14 protein-coding genes are annotated in these 17053 nt (G+C 72.0%); 5 read left to right on the top strand and 9 right to left on the bottom strand.

Features of this window, described 5'->3' with window-relative positions:
- Positions 1-118: 118 nt before the first annotated feature.
- A complete protein-coding gene (locus H9640_RS14635; protein WP_191791638.1) occupies positions 119-1654 on the bottom strand; it encodes a UDP-N-acetylglucosamine 1-carboxyvinyltransferase in 1536 nt (511 codons plus the stop codon).
- Positions 1655-1783: 129 nt separating this feature from the next.
- On the bottom strand, positions 1784-2482 hold the full coding sequence (locus H9640_RS14630) for an exonuclease domain-containing protein (protein ID WP_191791474.1): 699 nt from the start codon (positions 2480-2482) through the stop codon (positions 1784-1786).
- Between the two features lie 190 nt (positions 2483-2672).
- Between H9640_RS14630 and H9640_RS14625 the strand changes: the two genes are divergently transcribed.
- Together H9640_RS14625 and H9640_RS14620 are read left to right on the top strand one after the other, a co-directional pair.
- Positions 2673-3797 carry a GuaB3 family IMP dehydrogenase-related protein gene (locus H9640_RS14625; protein WP_191791472.1) on the top strand — a complete coding sequence of 375 codons (1125 nt, stop codon included), beginning with the start codon at positions 2673-2675 and terminating at the stop codon, positions 3795-3797.
- Positions 3797-4354: a GNAT family acetyltransferase gene (locus H9640_RS14620; protein ID WP_191791470.1), complete on the top strand. Its 558-nt coding sequence runs from the start codon at positions 3797-3799 to the stop codon at positions 4352-4354. The genes H9640_RS14625 and H9640_RS14620 overlap by 1 nt, the downstream gene beginning before the upstream one ends.
- Before the next feature lie 86 nt (positions 4355-4440).
- On the opposite strand, the gene H9640_RS14615 is transcribed toward H9640_RS14620, so the two are convergent.
- Positions 4441-5202, bottom strand: coding sequence for an SDR family NAD(P)-dependent oxidoreductase (locus H9640_RS14615; RefSeq protein WP_191791469.1), 762 nt, complete (start codon positions 5200-5202; stop codon positions 4441-4443).
- A gap of 95 nt (positions 5203-5297) precedes the next feature.
- On the opposite strand from H9640_RS14615, the gene H9640_RS14610 reads away from it, so the two are divergent.
- Both H9640_RS14610 and H9640_RS14605 read left to right on the top strand, forming a co-directional pair.
- Positions 5298-5912 (top strand): TetR family transcriptional regulator, encoded by a 615-nt coding sequence (locus H9640_RS14610; protein WP_191791467.1) that lies wholly within the window; start codon positions 5298-5300, stop codon positions 5910-5912.
- A 132-nt stretch (positions 5913-6044) separates the two neighbouring features.
- The gene (locus H9640_RS14605) at positions 6045-7670 is read left to right on the top strand and encodes a succinic semialdehyde dehydrogenase (protein WP_191791465.1); all 1626 of its coding nucleotides are present in this window, start codon (positions 6045-6047) and stop codon (positions 7668-7670) included.
- Here H9640_RS14605 and H9640_RS19730 read toward each other — a convergent pair.
- From H9640_RS19730 to H9640_RS14580, 5 genes are all read right to left on the bottom strand, one after another.
- A complete protein-coding gene (locus H9640_RS19730; protein ID WP_318243790.1) occupies positions 7645-7845 on the bottom strand; it encodes an ElyC/SanA/YdcF family protein in 201 nt (66 codons plus the stop codon). The genes H9640_RS14605 and H9640_RS19730 overlap by 26 nt on opposite strands.
- Positions 7846-7907: 62 nt before the next feature.
- On the bottom strand, positions 7908-8924 hold the full coding sequence (locus H9640_RS14595) for a DUF4031 domain-containing protein (RefSeq protein ID WP_191791463.1): 1017 nt from the start codon (positions 8922-8924) through the stop codon (positions 7908-7910).
- 110 nt (positions 8925-9034) lie between these two features.
- Positions 9035-10387, bottom strand: coding sequence for an acetate/propionate family kinase (locus tag H9640_RS14590; RefSeq protein WP_191791461.1), 1353 nt, complete (start codon positions 10385-10387; stop codon positions 9035-9037).
- Positions 10384-12591: a phosphate acetyltransferase gene (gene pta, locus H9640_RS14585; protein WP_191791460.1), complete on the bottom strand. Its 2208-nt coding sequence runs from the start codon at positions 12589-12591 to the stop codon at positions 10384-10386. The genes H9640_RS14590 and pta overlap by 4 nt, the downstream gene beginning before the upstream one ends.
- Positions 12588-15083: a phosphoketolase family protein gene (locus H9640_RS14580; protein ID WP_191791458.1), complete on the bottom strand. Its 2496-nt coding sequence runs from the start codon at positions 15081-15083 to the stop codon at positions 12588-12590. The genes pta and H9640_RS14580 overlap by 4 nt, the downstream gene beginning before the upstream one ends.
- 242 nt (positions 15084-15325) lie before the next feature.
- Here H9640_RS14580 and H9640_RS14575 point away from each other — a divergent pair, with 242 nt between their 5' ends.
- Positions 15326-16222, top strand: a complete 897-nt coding sequence (locus H9640_RS14575) for an SURF1 family protein (protein WP_318243789.1) — start codon at positions 15326-15328, stop codon at positions 16220-16222.
- Here H9640_RS14575 and H9640_RS14570 read toward each other — a convergent pair.
- Positions 16203-16913 (bottom strand): YceI family protein, encoded by a 711-nt coding sequence (locus H9640_RS14570; protein ID WP_191791456.1) that lies wholly within the window; start codon positions 16911-16913, stop codon positions 16203-16205. The two genes, H9640_RS14575 and H9640_RS14570, sit on opposite strands and share 20 nt — an antisense overlap.
- Positions 16914-17053: the final 140 nt, after the last annotated feature.

The following is a 17053-nucleotide window of genomic DNA, read 5'->3' as shown; positions in this document are numbered from 1 at the left end:
TCGCGCCCGCCGCGGCGGGCGTCGAAGCACGACAGGACGGGCGTGACCTTCTCGGTCACGCCCGTCCTGTCGTGTGCGGGCCACGTCGTGCGCGGATCCCGTCGCCGGTCGCCCGGGGTCAGTCGCGGAACGTCTCGATCCGCGCACCGAGCTCGATGAGCCGCTCCTGGAGCTGCTCGTAGCCGCGCGAGATGATGTCGACGTTGCGCAGCACCGAGGTGCCCTTCGCCGCGAGCATCGCGAGCAGGATCACGACGGCGGGTCGCAGCGCGGGAGGGCAGCTCACCTCGGCTCCGGACCAGTGGGTCGGTCCGGTGATGTCGAGCCGGTGAGAGTCGAGGAGCCGGACGTCGGCTCCGAGGCGCGTGAGGTCCGTCAGGTGGATCGCCCGGCCCTCGTACACCCAGTCGTGGATGAGGGTGTGCCCGCTCGCGCACGCCGCGATGACGGCGAAGAACGGCAGGTTGTCGATGTTGAGCCCCGGGAAGGGCATGGGGTGGATCTTGTCGATCGGTGCGTGGAGCTGGCTCGGGTGGACGGTCACGTCGACCAGGCGGGTGCGCCCGTTGAGTGCCAGGTACTCGGGGGAGAGCGAGTAGCGCAGACCCATCTCGGACAGGGTCGCGAGCTCGATCTCCATGAACTCGATCGGGACGCGGGCGACCGTGATCTCCGAGCCCGTGACGATCCCGGCCGTCAGGAGGCTCATGGCCTCGACCGGGTCCTCGGAGACCGCGTACTCGACGTCGGCGTCGATGTCGGTGCGCCCGTGGATGCGCAGCGTGGTCGTGCCGATGCCCTCGATGCGCACGCCCAGGAGCTCGAGGTAGAAGCAGAGGTCCTGGACCATGTAGTTGGGGCTCGCGTTGCGGATCGTGGTCACGCCCTCTCGCGACGCGGCGGCCATGATCGCGTTCTCCGTGACGGTGTCGCCGCGCTCGGTGAGGACCACGCTGAGGTCCTGGGTGCCGGGCGCCGCGACGATCGCCTCGTAGTTTCCCGAGGCCGCGGTGACGGACAGCCCGAACGGGCGCAGCGCGATCATGTGGGGTTCGACGGTCCGGGTGCCCAGGTCGCAACCGCCCGCGTAGGGGAGCGAGAACTGGGCCTGGAGGCCGAGGAGGGGCCCGAGGAACATGATGATCGAGCGGGTGCGGCGCGCGGCGTCGACGTCGATCGACGCGAGGTCGAGCTGCTCGGGCACGACGATCTCGAGGTCGCGGCCGTCTGCCGACCAGGTGGCCTGCACGCCGATGCTGCGCAGGACGTCGACGATGCGGTCGACCTCGACGATGCGCGCGACCCGGCGCAGCGTGGTGCGTCCGCGGTTGAGGAGCGAGGCGCACAGGAGCGCGACCGCGCCGTTCTTCGAGGAGTTGACCTCGATGCGGCCCGAGAGCTCGTGTCCGCCGCTGACCCGCAGGTGGGAGTGCTTCGGTGCGCCGAACGAGATGATCTCCGAGTCGAGAGCGGCGCTGATGCGGGCGAGCATGTCGAGGCTCACGTTCTGCGAGCCCTGCTCGATCCGGTGGATCGCGCTCTGGCTCGTCCCGAGGCGCTCGGCGAGCTGGGCCTGGGTGAGGCCCTTGTTCTGGCGTGCGCCGCGGATGAGGGCGGCGACCTGTGCGAGGTGCTGGGGTGCTTCGTCGACCATGGTCATGAGCCGACGATAACTCATCGATGAGATATCGGCGCGTCGATGTCGGCGGCGCGGAGGGGCTTCACGGGATCGTCACGGGCGGCCCATATGTTCTATGAGGTTTTCATGGTCGGCCGACCGTGCTCACGACGGCCAGGCGGTGCTTGCCCCGGCACCGACGTACCCCTGCCCGGCGCGCCAGGAGTTGAAGTTCTCGGCCCAGTCCCGGTGCGCCGTGATCTGGTGACGGTGCAGCGAGTCGAGGTCCTGCTCGGCGAGCTCGGGGAAGACACGGGTCATGGCCTCGAGCACGTCGAGGGTCGCGAGCACGTCGACGTCCGCGGTGTGGAGGTTGCCGCCGTCCGTCACGCCGTAGTGCGCGCACAGGTCGCCGAGCTTGCGCTTGCCCTTGCGGTACCGGTCGAGCGACCGGTCGAGCACGAGCGGGTCGACCACGGGCGTGACCTCGCGCCCCAGGCGCTCGCCCAGGGTCGGCAGCGCGTGCCGGGCGAGCTCGGCGTCGAGCAGCGACAGGTCGAACGCGGCGTTGAACGCGACGACGGGCACGCCGATCGCGAGGTCCGCGGCGATGAGCGACGCGATCTCCTCGAGCGCGGGGCCGGGGGCCACCCCGTGCTCGACCGCGTGCTCGGTCGAGATGCCGTGGATCGCGGCCGCCTCCGCGGGGATGGGGACGCCCGGGTCGACGAGCCAGGTGCGGACCTCGGTGCTCCTTCCGGGGACGCGCCGCACGAGCGCTGCGGTCACGATGCGGTCGTTCGTGACGTCGACCCCGGTGGTCTCGGTGTCGAACCCCAGCAGCGGTCCGGTCGTCCAGCTCATCGTCGTGCTCCTTGCCGTCGTCCTGTGGGTGGTGGCCCGGCGTTCCTCGCCGTTCGCGACCGTCCCTGGTCTCTGCTGGGAGCATGCCAGCGGCCACTGACAGCCCTGCCGGGCGGTGCTGCTGGGACGCCCTGGTCCACCGCGTGGCTCGGGAGGGCGTGCCCGCGCCCGGGGCCGGTATCCTCGTCGGGTGAGCAACGAGATCGAGATCGGTCGTGGCAAGCGCGGACGGCGCGCCTTCTCCTTCGACGACATCGCCGTGGTCCCCTCCCGGCGTACGCGTGACCCGGAGGACGTGTCGGTGGGGTGGCAGATCGACGCCTACCACTTCGACCTGCCGATCCTGGCGGCCCCCATGGACTCCGTCATGAGCCCGGCGACCGCGGTCGCCCTGGGCAACGCGGGCGGCCTGGGCGTGCTGGACCTCGAGGGCCTGTGGACGCGGTACGAGAACCCGGAGCCGATCCTCGCGGAGATCGCGACGCTCGACGCCCCGAGCGCGACGCGCCGCATGCAGGAGGTGTACGCCGAGCCGATCAAGGCCGAGCTGATCACCCAGCGCCTCAAGGAGGTCCGGGAGTCGGGCGTCACGGTCGCGGGAGCCCTGTCGCCGCAGCGCACGCAGGAGTTCTACAAGACGGTCGTCGACGCCGGCGTGGACCTGTTCGTCATCCGTGGCACCACGGTCTCCGCAGAGCACGTCTCGGGCAACGCCGAGCCGCTCAACCTCAAGCGCTTCATCTACGAGCTCGACGTCCCGGTCATCGTCGGTGGCGCGTCGACCTACACCGCGGCCCTGCACCTCATGCGCACCGGAGCGGCCGGAGTCCTCGTGGGCTTCGGCGGCGGCGCGGCGCACACGACGCGTGTCAGCCTCGGCATCCACGCGCCCATGGCGACGGCCGTCGCGGACGTCGCGGCCGCGCGTCGGGACTACCTCGACGAGTCGGGCGGCCGCTACGTGCACGTCATCGCCGACGGGGGCGTGGGGCGCTCGGGCGACCTGGTCAAGGCCGTCGCGTGCGGCGCCGACGCCGTGATGCTCGGTGCTGCCCTGGCGCGCGCGACCGAGGCTCCGGGCAAGGGCTGGCACTGGGGCTCGGAGGCCCACCACCCGCAGCTTCCTCGCGGCGAGCGCGTGAGCGTCGGCACGGCCGGCACGCTCGACGAGATCCTGTTCGGCCCGGGCCGCCAGGCCGACGGCACGCTCAACCTCGTGGGTGCTCTCAAGCGCGCCATGGCCACGACGGGCTACTCGGACCTCAAGGAGTTCCAGCGCGTCGAGGTCGTCGTCTCGCCGTACCAGCCGCGCTGATGGCCCCGGGCCGCATCCGCGACGGGGTCGGGCTGACGAACGCCCTCGGCGCGGGCGCGCCCGCAGCCGTGCCCGACGCCGCCGCACCGCAGTCGCTGACCGTCGGCGGCGTCGCCTTCCACGAGATCACGGACGACGACGTCGAGCAGGTCGTCGCCCTCTGGGAGGCCTGCGGCCTCGCACGCCCGTGGAACGACCCGCGCCTCGACGTGGCGGACGTCCGGACCGCTCCCTCCTCGACGATCCTCGTCGCGCGCACGGGCGCCCCGGGTGCCCCAGGCGCTCCGGGGCGCGAGGCGGGCGCGGTCGTCGCGACGGCCATGGCCGGGTTCGACGGGCACCGCGGCTGGATCTACTACGTCGCGGTGGCGCCCGACCTGCAGGGCACGGGGCTCGGTCGCGACGCGGTCGTCGCCGCGGAGGCCTGGCTCGCGGCGCAGGGCGTGCGCAAGGTGCGCCTCATGGTGCGCTCGACCAACACGCAGGTCCTGGGCTTCTACGAGCGGCTCGGGTACGCCGACACCGAGTGCACGGTCCTCGGCCGCGACCTCGTCTGAGACGACGAAGGTGCCGAACCCGAGGTCGGTCGAGCAGCCGCGACGAGCTGCGTGACCGGCCTCGGGTTCGACACCCGGGGGAACCGTCAGATGGTCGACCAGCCGCCGTCCGACATGAGGAGCACGCCGTTCACGTTGGCCGAGTCCTCGGAGAGCAGCCAGGTGATCGAGGCCGCGAGCTGCTCGGCGGTCGCGGGCTCGGGCACGGTCGCCTGCATGATCGGCCCGAGGCGCTTGGCGCCGAGCTCGGAGCGGAAGGGCGCCTCGATGTTGGTCGCGACGGCGCCCGGCGCCACGGCGTTGACGCGCACTCCCGCGGGGCCGTAGAAGAGCGCGGTGCTCTTGGTCAGACCCACGACCGCGTGCTTCGACGTCGCGTACGGGGTGCCCGAGGCGCCCGCGCGCACGCTGGCCTCGCTCGCGACGTTGACGATCCGGCCGTGGCCGGCCTCGACCATCGCGGGCAGCACGGCGCGCATGAGCTTCATGGGCGCGGTCACGTTGATGCGCATGACGCGCTCCCACAGGGCGTCGTCGATCTCGGCCGTGGGGACGAACGAGTCCATGATCCCGGCGTTGTTGACGAGGCCCGTGATGCGCCCCTCGCCGGCCTCGACGATGCTGGCGATCACGGCGTCGTCGGACACGTCGCCCACGATGGTCAGGAGGGGGGCTTCGCCGCTCTCGGCGACGAGTGCGGCGAGGCGGTCGGCGTCGAGGTCGCTCGCGATGACGCGTGCACCCTCGGCGAGGAGCCTGGTCGCGGTGGCCTTGCCGATGCCGGAGCCTGCGCCGGTGACGACGACGGTCGCGCCGGAGAATCGGTTCGGGATGGTCGACGTGCTCATGATGGGGGTCCTTCCGCCGGGTCGAGGTGCCTGGGTGCGGCTCCTGCTACCTTTCTAACACTCAGTGCCATAAATATGTTTCGCGAGGAGATGTGATGTCGCAGACACCCGCACGCCGCGGCCGACCTGCCACGGTCGACCCGGCGCGCGTCGCCGCCACGGCTCTACGCCTGTTCACCGAGCGGGGCTTCGGCAACGTCACGATGGACGACGTCGCGAGCGCGTGCGGCGTCGGTCGGCGGACCCTCTTCCGCCTCTTCCCGTCGAAGGCCGCGATGGTCTGGGGCGGCTCGGGGGAGGCGCGCGACGCGATCGCCGACGTGCTCGGCGCGAGCAGCCCGGCGAGCCTGGCCGAGGCGCTCGACGTGGTGCGCGCCGCGTTCGTCGCGTCCTCGACCTTCCCCGACGACGCGCTCGAGGTCACGCGCCAACGGCTGCGGCTCATCGGGTCGGACGACGAGCTGCTCGCCTGGGGAACCTCGCGCATCGGCACGTCGGCCGCGCTCGTCGAGTCGTTCCTGACCCGCGCCGAGGGCGGGCCCGAGCCGTCGCTGCGCGCCCGGTCGCTCGCCGCGGCGTGCTCGGCGGCCAACTTCGCCGCGCTCGTCTGGTGGGCCGAGGTCGCCGCCGAGCGGGACCCGGCCCAGGTCGTCGACGACGCCCTCGCCCACCTGCTCGACGGTGCGCGTACCTGGGCGACGCAGGGCTGAACGGGACGGCGCTGCCGGGCCGAGCCCCCCGCGTCGCCGCGGACCCGGACGAGGCACGCCGGGCGAGACGTACCAAAGGGGATTGTGTGAAGGATGTTCTGCCCGGGGGTACCGCCGCGTAACCTGTCACGCATGGCAAGCGAAACACCGGACGGCAGCGCCGCCATCGACGGCCTCCTGGACCCGGAGCACCCTTCCGCGACGTACGTGCTGGAGCCCGACGTCGTCGCTCCCCTCGTGGCCCGCGTCGTCACCTCCCACACGGCGGGCGAGCACCGCTCGGTCCTCCCGTTCACCGGGGCGCCGCTCGCATCGATCCCCCTGTCCTCGGTCGAGGACGTCGCGGTCGCGGTCGGACGGGCGCGTCGGGCGCAGCGCTCCTGGGCGCACACCACGGTCGCCGAGCGCTCCGCGGTGCTGCTGCGCTTCCACGACCTGGTCCTCGAGCGGCAGGCCGAGATCCTGGACCTGCTGCAGATGGAGACTGGCAAGTCGCGCCGCAGCGCGTTCGAGGAGGTCGGCGACATCGCCCAGGTCACGCGCCACTACGGCGTGCGGGCCGCGCACTACCTGGCAGAACGCCGTGTGGGCGGCATGCTCCCCGTCCTGACGCGCGCGAGCGTGCACCGTCGCCCGGTCGGCGTGGTCGGAGCCATCGCCCCCTGGAACTACCCGCTCACGCTGGCGCTCGCCGAGGCCCTGCCGGCCCTGGTCGCAGGCAACGCCGTGGTGGTCAAGCCGGATCCGCAGACCACGCTGACGGCCCTGTGGGCCGCCGAGGTCCTGGAGGAGGCCGGGCTGCCCGGTGACCTCCTGCTCGTCGTGGCAGGCGGCGGGGAGATCGGCGCGGCCCTGACGGGGCTCGTCGACCACATCGCGTTCACGGGTTCGACCGCGACGGGGCGCAAGGTCGCCGCGCAGGCGGGCGAGCGGCTCATCGGGACCACGCTCGAGCTCGGCGGCAAGAACCCCCTGTACGTCGCTGCGGACGCGCACGTCCCGTCCGCAGCCCAGGGCGCCGTGCGCGCGTGCTTCTCCAACAGCGGCCAGCTCTGCGTCTCGGTCGAGCGGCTGATCCTGCACGAGGACGTCGCCGAGGAGTTCCTCGACGCGTTCGTCCCGCTCGTGCGCGAGCTCCGGCTCGGCACCGCGCTCGACTACTCGGTGGACATGGGCTCGCTCACGTCGCAGGCGCAGCTCGACCGCGTGGTCGCTCACGTCGACGACGCCCTGTCCCAGGGCGCCCGCGTGCTCGCCGGCGGCGTGCACCGCGCGGACATCGGCCCGTTCTTCTACGCGCCCACGGTCCTCGACCACGTGCCGCCCACGGCCGAGTGCGCGCGCGAGGAGACGTTCGGCCCGGTCGTCACGGTGACCCGCGTGCCCGACGACGCGGCCGCGATCCGGGCCATGAACGACTCGGACCTCGGGCTCAGCGCGAGCATCTGGACGCAGGACACCGCGCGCGGGCGCCGGCTCGCGGCGCAGGTCGAGGCTGGGGCCGTCAACATCAACGACGGCTACGCGTCGGCGTTCGGCTCGGTCGCGGCACCCATGGGCGGGTTCAAGAGCTCGGGCGTGGGGCGTCGGCACGGGCGCGAGGGGATCGAGGCGCTCACCGAGGCGCAGACGATCGTGGTCCAGCGCGGCGTCTCGCGCGGGTTGAGCTTCGACACCCTCTATGCGCAGCCCGCCGACCGTGCGAGCCGCCTGCTCACGACCGCGTTCGCGGTCATGAAGAAGCTGCGCCTGCCCTAGCGGCGGGGAGCGTCTCCGTGACCCCGAAGACCGCGCGCGCCCGCACGTACGTGTCGTGGGTGTCGAGTCCCGCGACGTCGCGCACGACGCGTTCCGCGGGTACGCCGTGCCCGACGAGCCAGGGCAGCATCGCGGTCGGCTCGTCGTAGTCCTCGCTCGAGCCGTCTCCGCTCACGAGGACGACCTCGACCGTACGCACGGTGCGCCCCGGGGAGGTGTCGGTCGTCCCGGCCGCGCCTAGTGGTGCACGTCGCCGCCGTGCGCGTGACCGTGCGCGCCCGGACCCGCGAGCTCGGTCCGCAGGTTCTGCTCGGCACGCTCCTGCCAGCGGTCGCGTGCCAGCGGTGTCCGGAAGAGGGACGGGAGCGCGAGAAGCTGTCCGAGGACCGCGGCACGGCCCGCCGCGAACTGCTCGTCGGGCACGTGGGCGTACTCGGTCCGCACCTGCCGGACGTAGCGGGCGTACCGGTCGGGCGCGCTGCCGAGGATCGCGAGGTCGGCGTCGCACACGAGCGCACCCGCGGCATCGTCGGGGGCCGGGTCGTGCGTGGCCGTGAGACGGACGAGCCGCGCGACCTCCGCGACGTCGTCGGGCGTCAGGCGCGCCCCGCCCGACGGGAGAGGCCCGTCACCGGTGAGCGGCGTCGTCGGGCCGGGGACGAGCCCGGACAGGCGTTCCACCGCGAGCGCGGCCGACGCCTCCTCGTCCTGCCCCGCGACACCCTCGTGGACCGCGTCGTGGAACCACAGGGCGAGCTGCGCGCGCAGCGACGTGCCCGACGGCGCAGGCTCCCCGGGAGAGGGCACGCCCGGCGAGCGGCCCTCCAGGACCGCGAGGGAGTCGAGCACGTGAGCCAGGTGCGCGGGCCCGTGATAGGCGCGGTGCGGCTCGTGCCAGCGGGCGACCAGGTCCTCACCCACCTCGGGCGCCCCCGGGACCCCCGGCAGCGTCGCGTCCCACCGTGCCAGCAGGGCCGCGGCCTTGGCCGCCGCCCGCTCGCGGGCCGGGACGCGCAGCCCCGAGGCCCGCAGCCGCACGATGAGCTCGCGCCCCGACACGTCCTGGGCCCCCGCGGCGACGCAGTCCGCGTGGCGCTCGGCCGGGACGTCGTAGTGGTCGAGGTCGAACGCGCGCCGACCCAGCCCCAGCCGCTCGGCGAAGCCGTGCAGCTCGTCGAGCGAGGAGTCCGAGACGAGGTGGGACCACGAGGTCCCGTGGGCCGGCCAGGTCGGCGGGTCGATGAGAAGAGCCACGCCTCGACCCTAGAGGGTCGAGGCGTGGCTCGGGTCGTGCGCGGGCAGTGCCGTGCGCGCGCACGTGCCGTCGCGCCGTGCTCGGGTGCGCGACGACGGCGGGGGAGAGGTCAGGACTCCTGCGGCGCCTCGGGCTCCTGGGCCGCCGCCGGCTCAGCGGGCGCTGCCGATGCTGCCGACGTTGCGGGCGGGAACGTGACGGGCTTCCCGGCCTTCTCGGTCTCCTCCACGATCTCCACGCTCAGGCGGGCGATCGCGAGCTCCTCCATGGTCGGCACGACCATGACCAGCGTGCTCGTCCAGTCGGGCGAGATGACGCGCGGCTCCTTGCTGCGGACCGCGTTGCGCCCCGGGTCGACCGCGATGCCGAGGCCAGCGAGGCCCTCGACGACCTGGGCGCGCACGATGTCGTCGTTCTCGCCGACACCGGCCGTGAACGCGATGACGTCGATACGGCCCAGCACGGCCATGTACGCGCCGATGTACTTGCGCAACCGGTGGATGTACACGTCGAGCGCGAGCTTCGCGTCCTCGTTCCCGTCGGCGATCAGCTCGTGCAGCGCGCGGAAGTCGTTCTCGCCCGCGAGACCCTTGATGCCCGAACGCTTGTTGAACAGGTCGTCGAGCTCGTCGATCGACATGTTCGCGTTGCGCGCGAGGTGGAAGATCACCGCGGGGTCGATGTCCCCGGTGCGGGTCCCCATGACCAGGCCCTCGAGCGGGGTCAGGCCCATCGAGGTGTCGACCGCGATGCCGCCGCGCACGGCCGAGGCCGACGCGCCGTTGCCGAGGTGCAGCACGATGATGTTGAGGTCCTGCAGCCGTCGGCCCAGGACCCGCGCGACCTTGCCCGACACGTAGTGGTGGCTCGTGCCGTGGAAGCCGTACCGGCGCACGCCGTACTTCTGCGCGGTCGTCTTCTCCAGGGCGTACGTCGAGGCCGCCTCCGGGAGCGACGAGAAGAACGCCGTGTCGAACACCGCGACGTGCGGCACGTCGGGCAGGAGTTCGCGGGCGACCGAGATGCCCGTGACGTTCGCCGGGTTGTGCAGCGGTGCGAGGGGAGCCAGGTCGAGGATCTGACGCTCGACCTCGTCGTCCACCAGGACGGGACGGGAGAACTGGGCGCCACCGTGGACGACGCGGTGACCCACCGCGTACACGTTGGCGTCGGCGAGCCGCGGCCCGACCTCGTCGAACAGCGACAGTGCGATGCGCAGCGCCTCCGCATGGTCGCGGACGGGCTCCTCACGCGCGGTCGTGTTGCCCGCGAAGCGGTGCTTGATGACACCGTTCGACTCGCCGATGCGCTCGATGGTCCCCGCGGCGATGGCCTCGCCGCCGACCGGGTTGACGAGCTGGTACTTGAGCGAGGACGACCCCGAGTTCATCACGAGGACCGAGCCGTGCGCCCCGTACGCCGAGTACGGGTTCGAGCGCTCGTGCTCCGGGAGGACGGTCATGCGGGTGCTCCGTTCGTGCCGGGCTCGGTGGTCGAGCCCGCCTGTGCCTGGATGGCCGTGATGGCCACGGTGTTGACGATGTCCTGGACCAGGGCACCGCGCGAGAGGTCGTTCACGGGCTTGTTCAGGCCCTGGAGGACGGGGCCCACCGCGATGGCGCCCGCCGAGCGCTGCACCGCCTTGTAGGTGTTGTTGCCCGTGTTGAGGTCGGGGAAGATGAAGACCGTCGCCTTGCCGGCGACGTCCGAGCCCGGCATCTTGGACGCCGCCACCGACGCGTCGACCGCGGCGTCGTACTGGATGGGGCCCTCGACGAACAGGTCGGGGCGGCGCGTGCGCACGAGCTCGGTCGCCGAGCGCACCTTGTCGACGTCCACGCCCGAGCCGGACTCGCCGGTCGAGTAGGACAGCATCGCGACGCGCTGGTCGATGCCGAACTGGAGGGCCGTCGCGGCCGACGAGATCGCGATGTCCGCGAGCTGGGTGTCGGTCGGGTCCGGGTTCACGGCGCAGTCGCCGTAGACCAGGACCCGGTCCTCGAGGCACATGAGGAACACCGAGGACACGACCGAGACGCCCGGCACGGTCTTGATGATCTCGAACGACGGCTTGATGGTGTGGGCCGTCGTGTGGCGCGCCCCCGAGACCATGCCGTCGGCCAGGCCCAGGTGGACCATCATGGTGCCGAAGTACGACACGTCCGGGACGATCTCGCGCGCACGCTCGACCGTCATGCCCTTGTGGGCGCGCAGCCTCGTGTACTCCTCGGCGAAGCGCTCGACGAGCTCGGGGTCGTGCGGGTCGATCACGGTCGCGGCGTCGATGTCGAGGCCCAGCTCGGTCGCGCGCGCACGGATCGACTGCTCGTCGCCCAGGATCGTCAGGTCGGCGACCTGGCGGCCCAGCAGGGTCGAGGCCGCACGCAGGATGCGGTCGTCGTCGCCCTCGGGCAGCACGATGTTCTTGCGGTCGGACCGGGCCCGCGAGAGCAGCTCGTACTCGAACATGAGCGGCGTGACGACCTCCGGGCGCGGCACGTCGAGACCCGCGACGAGCGCGGCGCCGTCGACGTTCTGCTCGAACAGCGCGAGCGCCGTGTCGACCTTGCGCTGCGACTCCTTGGACACCCGACCGCGCACGCGCGACGCGGCGCTCGCCGACCGGAACGTCCCGAGGTCCGTGCGGATGATCGGCAGGCTCGGGTCGAGGGCCTCGACCAGGCGACCCGTCGAGTCGGTCGGGTAGAAGCCGCCGTTGAGCACGATCCCCGCGAGCGACGGGAAGTTGCGCGCCTGGTGGGCCGCGAGCAGACCGATGAGGATGTCGCTGCGGTCACCGGGCGTGATGACCACGGCGCCGTCGACGAGCTTCTCGAGCAGGTGCTCGAGCGACATGGCGCCGACCAGCAGGTCGAGGACCTCACGGCCCAGCAGCTCGGGGTCGCCGAGCGCGAGCCGTCCGCCCACGGCCTCCATGATCGCGGCCACGGTCGGTGCGTTGAGGAACGGGTCCTCGGGGATGGCCCACCCGGGCAGCGAGCCCGACGCCGAGTGGGGGCCCTGGCCCTCGGGCGTGATCGTCGAGAGCTGGGCGCGCACCTGGTCGATGCTCTCGGGACGGCAGCGGTTCGCGATGACCGCGATGGGCTGGGCGTGGTTCGAGCGGAGCTCGTTGACGCTGACCTCGGTGAGGTTCGCGATGGCCTCGGGCGTGCGGTCGCGGCCCGAGACGACCAGGAGCACCGGGGCGCCCAGGTTGGCCGCGATGCGCGCGTTGAACGCGAGCTCGGTCGGGCCTGCGACGTCCGTGTAGTCGGTGCCGACGATCACCACGAAGTCGCACTGCTTGGCGACCTCGTGGTACCGGGCGACGATCTGGGCGAGGGCGGCCTCGGGGTCGGCGTGGACGTCGTCGTACGTGACGCCCATGGCCTCCTCGTAGGTGAGGTCGACACCGTCGTGCGCGAGCAGCAGCTCGAGCACGTAGTCGCGGTCAGCGGCGGGGGGTACGGCGGCGGAGCCGGCCCCGTCGACGGGGGCGGTGGCCCCCGCGACGGAGCTCGGGGCGGTCCGGGTCACGGGCCGGAAGACCCCGACCCGCTGGACCCGACGGGTCAGCAGGTCGAGGACGCCCAGCGCGATCGTGGACTTCCCCGTCTCGCCCTCGGGTGAGGCGAGGTAGATGGATCGGGCGGTGCTGGTCACTCGTTGTCGCCTCCGGTAGCGGCGGCCGCGTCGTACGACGGGCCGCTCCCTTCTGTCGCGGTGTCGCCCGCGTCGGGCCACACCCAGTCACGGACCGAGGGGATGTCCTCGCCGTGCTCTCTCGTGTACTGCCGTGCCTCGAGGCGGGCGTCGACCATCTTCTGGCGCAGGCCCGCCGCCTTCGAGCGCAGCGACGGCACGCGGTCGATGACGTCGATCACCAGGTGGAACCGGTCGAGGTCGTTGAGCATGACCATGTCGAACGGCGTGGTGGTCGTGCCCTCCTCCTTGTAGCCGCGCACGTGGATGTTGTCGTGACCGTTGCGGCGGTAGGTCAGGCGGTGGATGAGCCACGGGTACCCGTGGTACGCGAAGACCACGGGCTTGTCCGTGGTGAAGAGCGTGTCGAAGTCGCGGTCGGAGAGCCCGTGCGGGTGCTCCTTCTCGTCCTGCAGGCGCATGAGGTCCACGACGTTGACGACGCGCACCTTGAGGTCGGGCAGGTGCTGACGCAGCAGGTCGGCCGCAGCGAGCGTCTCGAGGGTCGGGACGTCGCCCGCGCAGCCGAGCACGACGTCGGGGTCCTCGCCCGGGACCTCGCTGCCGGCCCACTCCCAGATGCCCAGGCCCCGGGTGCAGTGCGCGACCGCCTGGTCCATGGTGAGGAAGTTCGGCGCCGGCTGCTTGCCCGCGACCACGACGTTGACGTACTGGCGCGAGCGCAGGACGTGGTCGTACGTCGAGAGCAAGGTGTTGGCGTCCGGCGGCAGGTAGACGCGGACGATCTCCGCCTTCTTGTTCACGACGTGGTCGATGAAGCCCGGGTCCTGGTGGCTGAAGCCGTTGTGGTCCTGGCGCCACACGTGGCTCGAGAGCAGGTAGTTGAGGCTCGCGATCGGGCGGCGCCACGGGATGTCGTTCGTGATCTTGAGCCACTTGGCGTGCTGGTTGAACATCGAGTCGATGATGTGGATGAACGCCTCGTAGCACGAGAACAGGCCGTGGCGACCCGTCAGCAGGTAGCCCTCGAGCCACCCCTGGCACTGGTGCTCGGACAGCATCTCCATGACGCGACCCGCCCGCGCGAGGTGCTCGTCGACGTCGGGCCCGAAGAAGTCCGCGTTCCACTGCTTGTCCGTGACCTCGTAGACGGCCTGCAGGCGGTTCGACGCGGTCTCGTCGGGGCCGAAGATCCGGAAGTTGTCCGGGTTGAGGCGCACGACGTCCGTGAGCCACTGGCCCAGGACCCTGGTCGCCTCCGACATGCCCCCACCGGGCGCGCTGACCTCGACCGCGTAGTCGCGGAAGTCGGGCAGGCGCAGGTCCTTGAGCAGCAGGCCGCCGTTGGTGTGCGGGTTGTCGCTCATGCGCAGCGTGCCCCGGGGCGCCAGGCGAGCGACGTCCGCGTCGAGACGGCCCTCGTCGTCGAACAGCTCGTGGACGCGGTAGGAGTCGAGCCAGTCCTTGAGGTCCTGCAGGTGCTCGGGGGTGTCGCGCGCGCTCGCGAGCGGCACCTGGTGCGAGCGCCAGGAGTCCTCGGTCTTCTTGCCGTCGATCGTCTTGGGGCCCGTCCACCCCTTGGGGGTGCGGAAGACGATCATGGGCCACGCCGGGCGCTCGTCGTTGCCCGCTGCGGCGTCGGCCTTGATCTGCGCGATGTGGTTGAGCACCTCGTCGAGCAGGACCCCGAAGCGCCGGTGGACCTCGTAGTGGTCCTCGCCGTCGAACCCGCCCGTGAAGAAGTACGGGGTGTGCCCGTAGCCGATCATGAGGTCGCGCAGCTCGTCGTCGCTGATGCGCCCGAGGATCGTGGGGTTCGCGATCTTGTACCCGTTGAGGTGCAGGATCGGCAGCACGACACCGTCGTTGACGGGGTTGACGAACTTGTTCGAGTGCCAGCTCGTGGCCAGGGGGCCGGTCTCGGCCTCGCCGTCGCCCACGACCGCGGCGACCAGGAGGTCCGGGTTGTCGAACGCGGCGCCGTAGGCGTGCGAGAGCGCGTAGCCGAGCTCGCCGCCCTCGTGGATCGACCCCGGGGTCTCCGGGGCGACGTGCGAGGGGATGCCGCTCGGGAACGAGAACTGGCGGAACAACCGGCGCAGGCCCTCGGTGTCCTGGGTGATGTCCGAGTAGACCTCCGAGTACGTGCCCTCGAGGTACGAGTTCGCGACCAGGCCGGGCCCACCGTGACCGGGGCCCGTGACGTAGATCGTCGACTGCTCACGCTCGACGATCGCGCGGTTCAGGTGCGCGTACAGGAAGTTCAGGCCCGGCGTCGTGCCCCAGTGGCCGAGGAGGCGCGGCTTGACGTCGTCGCGGGTGAGGGGCTCGCGCAGCAGCGGGTTCGCGAGCAGGTAGATCTGGCCCACCGACAGGTAGTTGGCGGCCCGCCACCACCCGTCGACGCGCGCGAGCGTCTCCTCGGAGAGGGGGGCGACCTCGGCGGATCGCCAAGGGGTTCCTTCTGTCGGACGCGAGGTGGTCGTAGTCATCGCACGCTCCAGCTGTACCGGGGAATGGTGGCACCTTCATACAACCTCATCCATGGGGGCAACGCATGGTTTCGACGGCCCCACGGGATGTGAGGTGCGTCTGTCGGGGAAGAAAAGGACGAAGGTCCCGATCGGCTCGTCGAGAGGTCCCGGGACGGGCGATCGTGCCCGGGACAGTGGTCTGGGTCACGTCGGGGGTCGGGGATTCTCTCGGGCCACCCCCGCGCGGCTACCGTGGAGTCGTGTCCGACCAGGCCCCCTCTCGCCCCGGCTTCTGGGCTGTCGCCCGCCGCCCCCGCATGATCGGCTTCCTGCTGCTCTTTCTCCTCGCGGCGGCCGTGTGCGGTCGTCTCGGGGTGTGGCAGCTCGACCGTGCCTACCAGCGGGCCGAGCTCGCCGAGCAGCACGAGATCGCCGAGGCCGAGGCCGCCGGACCCGAAGGCCTCGGCGTGCTGCTCCCTCCGCAGTCGACCTTCCCGGGCGAGCTCGTGGGACGCCAGGCCTGGGTCGAGGGCGAGTACGAGCCCGAGGGGCAGCTCCTCGTCGCGGGGCGCGCGCTCGACGGGCGCACGGGCTACCTGGTCCTGACGCCGCTGCGCGTGAGCGACGACGGCACGGGCGGCGAGTCCTGGGCCGGCCTGTCCGGCCCGCCCGTGGTCCCGGTCGTCCGGGGCTGGGTCCCGACGGCGGACGCCGAGGACGACGCGGCCCTCGCCGTACCCTCGGGCGAGGTGCGGGTCACCGCGTACCTCCAGGCCTCGGAGGCCGCCGGGACCGGCGGCCTGCCCGAGGGGCAGACGGACTCGATCTCCTCGGCGGCCCTCGCCAACGAGTGGGGCAACCCCATCTACGGCGGCTACCTGGTGCTCATGGAGTCCGACCCGGCGCAGCTCGCCGCGGCCGACGGCGGCCCGCACCTGCTGCCCCGTCCGACCATCGAGGGGGGCAACGGGGTCAACGTCCAGAACGCCTTCTACGCGCTCCAGTGGTGGATCTTCGGCGCGTTCGCGGTCGCCCTGTGGGTGCGGCTCGTGCGCGACGAGGCCGCGGGCGGGCGCAAGCGCTCCGACGGGGTCGGGGGCGGGATCGCAGGGCTGCCCGACCTGCCGCAGGACCCCGTCAGCCGTCCGACGGCGTGAGGTCGAGCAGCATCTCGACCGTGCCCGCGTCCTCGACCTGGACGAAGCCGAGGTTCGGCGCCGCGACGTCGTAGTCGGAGAAGGTGACGGGGATCGACCCGCTGACCTGCGCCCCGTCGCCCGTGGTCCGGGCGTCGAGGGTCGCCGTGACGTCGTGCGAGACGCCCTTGATCGTCAGCGTGCCGGTGGCCTGCACGGTGGCCGTTCCGCTCGCGAGGCTCGAGAGGTCGACGGGGGCGGTGAGGACGAAGGTCGCGGTCGGGTGCTCGCCGGTGTCGAGGATGCGCAGGAACTGCCGGTCGCGTCCAGAGTCGTCGGTCTCGATCGTCGTCATGTCGACCTCGATGCTCGCCGCGGTGAGGATGCCGCCCTCGACCGTGACCTCGCCGCGGACGTCGCCCGTGCGGCCGACCACGGTCACGTCCTGCCCAGAGAGCACCTCGTCGACGCGGTAGCCCGCCTGGGAGTCGGTGTCCACGGCGTAGACGCCGTCCTGGACGCCGTCGACGGACGAGCCTGCGGTGTCGGCGCTCCCGCCGGCCGTGGCGTCGTCGGTGGCCGTCGCCGAGCCGACCGACAGGGGAGCGGCCTCCGTGCCGGCCTGCGAGCGGGCGTAGACCCACGTGCCGCCCAGCAGCAGGAGCGCGCACAGCGTCGCGATCCCGACGGTCAGCGCGATCGTCTTCTTCATGGCCCCTCGCATCCTCGTTGAACGTTCAACCAATCGTGAGGGCTCTTGCTGGGGAATGCCTGGAAGCAGGGCGTGGTGCCTGCTGTGCACCCGGGCGTGCGCCGAGGACCTCGTCGTCCTGTCAGGTCGTCGGACGGCGC

The organism is Oerskovia gallyi, assembly GCF_014836745.1.
GTDB classification, from domain to species: domain Bacteria; phylum Actinomycetota; class Actinomycetes; order Actinomycetales; family Cellulomonadaceae; genus Oerskovia; species Oerskovia paurometabola.
The sequence above is the reverse complement of the archived record's forward strand: the minus strand, read 5'-3'. Positions and strand labels throughout refer to the sequence as shown.